The following is a 5,551-nucleotide window of genomic DNA, read 5'->3' on the forward strand; positions in this document are numbered from 1 at the left end:
GTTTATGGTCCAGGGGGCCTGGGGGGTGATCCCCACCTGGCTCAATGAACTGGTCCCGGCCAACACCCGGGCGGTGCTGCCCGGCTTCGTCTACCAGCTGGGTAATTTGCTGGCTTCGGTGAATGCCACTCTCCAGGCATCAATCGCCCAGCATCATGGGCATAACTACGGCCTGGCAATGGCCCTGGTGGCCGGGACGGTGGCGATTGTCATTACCGTCCTGACCTTTTTTGGTCGCGAAGGCCGGGCGATCCAATCCGCAGGAGCGGGACATCACCAGCCGCTCTCCACCAGCCGTTAACTTTTGTGACCGGGCGTGGCCAGGCGCCCGGTCGCATACATTAGTCACGCAGACAAATAGACGCCGCCTGGCGTTTCTCCAGCGAGCAGATCCCAATCCCCACCATGATGAACAGCGCGCTAAACAGATGCCAGGCATGCGGCTGGGTATGCAGGAACAGGATGCTCAACACCCCGCCGGAGAGGGGGATGATGTGGGTGTAAATTTCGCCCCGCGTGGCGCCAATGGTGGCGATACCTTTGTTCCAGAACAAATAGGCCAGCCACGATGGGAAAATTACCAGATACGCCAGGCCGCTGAGGAAAAACGGCTCGCGCCAGGCTGCCCAGTCCTGCGCCGGGTGGCGCATCAGCCAGAAGATGACGATTGGCACCAGGATCAGGGCGCCGAGCAGCGAGCTGACGGCGACAAAGCCATTCGCCGGGATTCGGCGGTCCTTCAGACGTAACAGCGAACAGTAGAGCGCCCAGCTCAGCGCCGACCCCATCGCCCACAGGTCGCCGATGGCAAAGGTGTGCAGAGAGGCGGCGTGCAGCGGATTTCCCTGAAATAAGAGGATCATCACGCCGAGGGTGCTAAAAGCCACTCCGAGCCAGTTACGCCCTGATACCGGATCGCGGAAAAATAGTCGGTTAATCAACAGTACCATGCTCGGCGTGGCGGACATATAGATGGCGGCGTTGAGCGCGGAGGTGGTTTGCAGGCCAATATAGAGCGTGAGCGGGAAACTGACCTGGCCGCAGAGGGTTAGCACCACCACCGCTGGCGCGTTTGCCCGCAGCAGGTGGCGACTGCCGGCGATTTGCCGTCGGTAGAGCAGGCCCAGCAGCAGCGCCGTCAGCGCCCAGCGCGCTTCGGTCATCAGGATCGGATCCACGCCCTGCACCAGCACGTGCCCGACAACATAATTCCCGCCCCAGAACAGAGCCGCCAGCGTCAGTAACAGATAAGGCATGATGGTTCCTTGTGTCGTTTGTCACTGTACTGAATGGTAATGTTATTGTTTTTATAATATCAATAATATTTTAGTGGTTTTTATTGTATTCATTTAAATTCTTTAATAAACAGTAAATTGAAAGCGCGTGTGAAATTTACGTTGCCGCATTATGGACGGTACTATACCGTATAGTAGCCATGTATTTCACAGGGATAAATCATGCGTAACACAGATAATGGGGTGATTGGAAGCGACCAGACCGCGGTGATGGCCAGGCTGGCGCTGGATGAGTTAATTGACCAGCTTCTGCACAGCAACGCGCTGTCGCTGAAGCTGACGGCCAACCCGCTGGTGGCCGACAGAGCCTGGCATCTCACTGAGAATACCTGCATCCGCGCCTTCTCCGCTGACGATCCACAGGCCAAAAAGCGTGCGCACCACGCGCTGTTCATTCTCTATCAGTCCTGGCTTGCCGACCCGCTCTCGCCAGCGGCTGCCAATCAGTTTCATCCGCTGCTTTCCGGGATCAGAAATTACATCGAGTCTGAGTGGCTGCGGGCGGAAAGCAAACGCTTCCACCACCAGAGACCAATGCTTAACGCCGGCAATATCGTCGACGAACTGCGCGCCTTATGCCAGCAGCACCCGGCGTCTCATCATCCGCTGTTCGATTTCCTTGCCAGCGAGGCCTCTGCGGCGCAAATCGACTATTTCTTCAAAAGCGACAGCGCCCTCAATCTGCTTTTCTTCGATCTGGTGGCGATGGGGCTGGTGGGCTCGCTGCCGGAAACCCGCGCTGAGATTGCGCAAAATCTGTGGGATGAGATAGGCCAGGGCAGCACTGAGATCACCCACGTCAATTTGTACAAGGATTTACTGAAGCGGCGGAATATCGCTTTGCCGGACAATCATTTTGCCCATTTGTACGAGTGGCAGGGGCTGGCCGGGTATAACGCCTTTATGCTGGGCGGCGTAAACCGTCAGCATTATTACAAATCGCTGGGCGTGATGGCGATGACCGAGCTGCTCGACCCGCCGCAGTATGAAAAACTGGTGGCGGGCTGTCGGCGGATTGGGCTTTCCGAGCGCGACGTGCATTACTATGCCGAACATATCACGGTCGACATCGGTCATGCGGATGGCTGGCTGAACAATGTGATTGTGCCGATTGGCAAAAAACATCCGGCGGCGATGGAGGAGGTCTTCTTTGGCGCCGCGCTGCGTCTGCAAACCTGCAACGATTACTATGATGGTCTGCTGGCGGCCCTGCAGTCGCTGGGCGGCAGCTTATCATCTCACAGCGTACCGCCTTCTGAGTAAATAAGCGCTTTGGCCGCGCTCCAGGCGGTCACCCCTGGCGGGATCTCCCGGCATTCGGCGGACTCGGCCTGCTGGGCGGCGATGGCGCCATCGATGAGCATCACCATCATCATGGCCACCCGCTCGGCAGGTTCCGGTTTTAACACCTGCAGGAGGATATCGCGGAAGAACTGCCAGAGGAGCGACTTAAATCGGGAGCATTGCTCCCGGATCGCCGGCGATGACGCGCCATATTCAAACAGCGCGCGGGTAAACATGCAGCCGTGGAACGTTTCGCAGGTAAACCAGCGATGGTAGTAGTCGAACACGGCGAACAGCTTTTCCCGCGCGCTGGCTTTATCCGCGGTGATCTGCGCCAAATCCTGCATAAATTCGCTCTCTTTCTGCTTGAGGATAGCCAGAATGAGCGCCTCTTTATCGGCGTAATAGCGGTAGAAGGTCATTTTGGAGATGCCGGCATGTTCAGCAATCCGCTCGATGCTGGGCGACTGATATCCTTCGCGATTAAACAGCGTGCTGGCGTGGCGGAGAATGTCCGCTTGTTTTGGCTTCATGCGTTTTCCTGTCGAATGGTTCGCTGTCACGATTGCCGGTGACACGGCCGTCCTGCGACAGCGGTGCATTATGCCGGATCTTGCCGCCAGACGGGCAAAAAGTAAATCAGCCGCGGTTTATGCGGCGTCGGTTCCCTCAATAAAAATAAGATTGCGTAGACATGCACAAGTCACCATACTTGTCTGCGATAAATCGCTTTGCATAAGTACGGAGGAGTCGCGTTAATAATCAGTATTCTGACCAGGAAATACCATCTTTCATAGTCAGCGATTGACTCAGGGCTTGCTCATGAAGAGCGATGACAACACCTGGAAAAATAAATAATTAACAAGGAATGGTTATGTACTACAAGAATGAAATTGTCCGTTATTTACAGGCTAACAATATTCTTGCGTTAAAACTCGAACATGCCGTAGCGGGTGCAGAAAAGGCCGTAGCAAACCAAATTGAAACCATAGGCGCAGGTGCAAAGCGTGCGCTTTATTATACGTCCTGTTTTACCGATGAGTACCAGGATGTGTGCCTGCAACAAAAAACCGAAGACATACGATTTAAAAACGGTGTGATTTATCTCCTTAAACATGGAAATATTGCATACGATATGCTCAAGCTATATTTTGAACAAATATTCAAAGACAAAGCTTCAGAGGAACTGGAGCGTATAAAGCGAATACTTATGGCTGTTAACATTCATATTGCCGCAAGCTCACTGACCAACGCTGGATTTGCTTTGGCAACAGCCTCATTTGTCGCTACAGGTATAAACCTCAATCTTGAACTTAGTGCATTGGCTGGACGCCGGGCAGGGGGAGTGGTAGGCGCTATCGGAATATATGGTATTGTGCAGAAAGCAGCAGAGAGTGCACATCGTCTTTGTGTTTCCGAACCTGCGTATTATTCGGTACTTTACGCACATGAGCTGGAAATGATGTACTTTCTGATAGAACCATTGTTTCTAAAATCTGAGGCGTTTACAGCACAACAGGCCTCGAATGAGGGTATTGCAGACATCATTACCAGGATGATCCGATAGCTATGATGAATCTTATTAAAAGATTGCTGCGAAGAATATTCAGATCGTTAATTTCATATTATGGCCCTGCTGTATTGACAATCCTCTTCGCCATGGCACAAGGGCTCTTTTTTCCAGAGACGCCTCTCTGGCTTGTTCCCCTGTTTTTCGTATTTGTAATTGTAATGTTTTATCGATTTGTAAAATTTTGACATTGAAAACTTAACTTTATATTAAATTTATAAGGAAATAATATGTCTACACCCGCACATTTATGGCTGGAAGATGAAAATGGCTCCCCAATTCTAGGCAGTTGTTTGATGCCACTGCGCCTGGGTTCTATCGAGTTAAAATCCTTTTCTCATGGGGTAACTATTCCGGTAGATCCAAACTGGGGAAAACTAACCGGTACGCGGATCCATCAACCTGTAACGATCGTAAAAGAGTTCGATCAAACAACACCGCTCTTGTACAGAGCCGTCTGCGAAGGCCGAACGATGAAGAAGGCGACAATCAAGATGTACCGCATTCTGGAAACAGGTATCGAAGCCGAATATTTCAATATCATTCTGGAAAACGTCAAATTTACCACGGTTGCACCATTTCTTTCTCCGGGTGGGATGAGTAGTACCCATCTCGAAACACTCGAATTGCGTTATGAGGCGATCACCTGGAAGTATACCGAAGGGAATATTATCTATCGTGACTCATGGAATGACCGCTGTTGCGCCTGAACTCCCAGCTAACCGATTACGAGGAGATCTTCGCCTACGGCGATACGCCGGAAGATTTCGCCATGCTGACCCTGGCCACCACCAAAATCTATCGCTGGGATGAGGCTCCGCCATGAGCCTGGCAGCGCCAGGCTGCGCAGGTTAAGATGGCCCCGCCATTGCCCGTCTCATTAAGAAGAAGAGAAGAGATGAAATTACCCCTGACCACGCCCCGGCTGCTGCTGCGCCGGTTCAGAACGGAAGATCTGCCGTCTTTCAGCCATTATCGCAATCTGCCGGAGGTGGCCCGCTTTCAGAGCTGGACCCACTACGGCATGACAGAGGCGACAGCCTTCTATGAACAACAGCGTTCGCAGGCCTTTGCTGAGGATGAGAGCTGGTTCCAGCTTGCCGTAGAGATTCAGGCCAACGGTGCGCTGGCGGGAGATGTGGGGATCCACTTCTTAGATCACGGCAGACAAGCCGAGCTGGGGATGACCTTTTCCCCTGCGTATCAGCATCAGGGGTATGCCCGGGAAGCCATGCGGGCGGTGATGGCCTTACTCTTTGAACAGTTAGCCCACCACCGGCTGACAGCGGTGGTGGGCTAACTGTTCAAAGAGTAAGGCCATCACCGCCCGCCTGGCTTCCCGGGCATACCCCTGATGCTGATACGCAGGGGAAAAGGTCATCCCCAGCTCGGCTTGTCTGCC

At 53.1% G+C, this 5,551-nt stretch carries 7 protein-coding genes and 3 pseudogenes; 7 read left to right on the top strand and 3 right to left on the bottom strand.

Features of this window, described 5'->3' with window-relative positions; genetic code table 11:
- A pseudogene (locus KHQ28_RS27765) lies at positions 1–301 on the top strand (MFS transporter); the annotation flags it as partial.
- A gap of 40 nt (positions 302–341) precedes the next feature.
- Here KHQ28_RS27765 and KHQ28_RS27770 read toward each other — a convergent pair.
- Positions 342–1,256: a DMT family transporter gene (locus KHQ28_RS27770; protein WP_032418947.1), complete on the bottom strand. Its 915-nt coding sequence runs from the start codon at positions 1,254–1,256 to the stop codon at positions 342–344.
- 201 nt (positions 1,257–1,457) lie between these two features.
- On the opposite strand from KHQ28_RS27770, the gene KHQ28_RS27775 reads away from it, so the two are divergent.
- Positions 1,458–2,558: an iron-containing redox enzyme family protein gene (locus KHQ28_RS27775; protein ID WP_004148409.1), complete on the top strand. Its 1,101-nt coding sequence runs from the start codon at positions 1,458–1,460 to the stop codon at positions 2,556–2,558.
- Here the strand turns inward: KHQ28_RS27775 and KHQ28_RS27780 are convergent.
- A complete protein-coding gene (locus KHQ28_RS27780; protein WP_004199932.1) occupies positions 2,534–3,112 on the bottom strand; it encodes a TetR/AcrR family transcriptional regulator in 579 nt (192 codons plus the stop codon). The genes KHQ28_RS27775 and KHQ28_RS27780 overlap by 25 nt on opposite strands.
- Positions 3,113–3,453: 341 nt before the next feature.
- Between KHQ28_RS27780 and KHQ28_RS27785 the strand changes: the two genes are divergently transcribed.
- From KHQ28_RS27785 to KHQ28_RS27805, 5 genes and pseudogenes are all read left to right on the top strand, one after another.
- Entirely contained in the window at positions 3,454–4,146 is a 693-nt protein-coding gene (locus KHQ28_RS27785; RefSeq protein WP_023301915.1) for a hypothetical protein, read from the top strand.
- A gap of 2 nt (positions 4,147–4,148) precedes the next feature.
- Complete coding sequence (locus tag KHQ28_RS27790) at positions 4,149–4,337, top strand: hypothetical protein (RefSeq protein ID WP_032411087.1); 189 nt, start codon at positions 4,149–4,151, stop codon at positions 4,335–4,337.
- A gap of 42 nt (positions 4,338–4,379) precedes the next feature.
- A complete protein-coding gene (locus KHQ28_RS27795; protein WP_032418948.1) occupies positions 4,380–4,859 on the top strand; it encodes a type VI secretion system tube protein TssD in 480 nt (159 codons plus the stop codon).
- Complete coding sequence (locus KHQ28_RS27800) at positions 4,850–4,975, top strand: phosphoserine phosphatase (RefSeq protein ID WP_153587553.1); 126 nt, start codon at positions 4,850–4,852, stop codon at positions 4,973–4,975. The genes KHQ28_RS27795 and KHQ28_RS27800 overlap by 10 nt, the downstream gene beginning before the upstream one ends.
- 30 nt (positions 4,976–5,005) lie before the next feature.
- A pseudogene (locus KHQ28_RS27805) lies at positions 5,006–5,443 on the top strand (GNAT family N-acetyltransferase); the annotation flags it as partial.
- Here the strand turns inward: KHQ28_RS27805 and KHQ28_RS27810 are convergent.
- Positions 5,435–5,551, bottom strand: a pseudogene (locus tag KHQ28_RS27810) (GNAT family N-acetyltransferase); the annotation flags it as partial. The pseudogenes KHQ28_RS27805 and KHQ28_RS27810 overlap by 9 nt on opposite strands.

Source organism: Klebsiella sp. 28 (assembly GCF_018223905.1).
Lineage (GTDB): Bacteria > Pseudomonadota > Gammaproteobacteria > Enterobacterales > Enterobacteriaceae > Klebsiella > Klebsiella pneumoniae.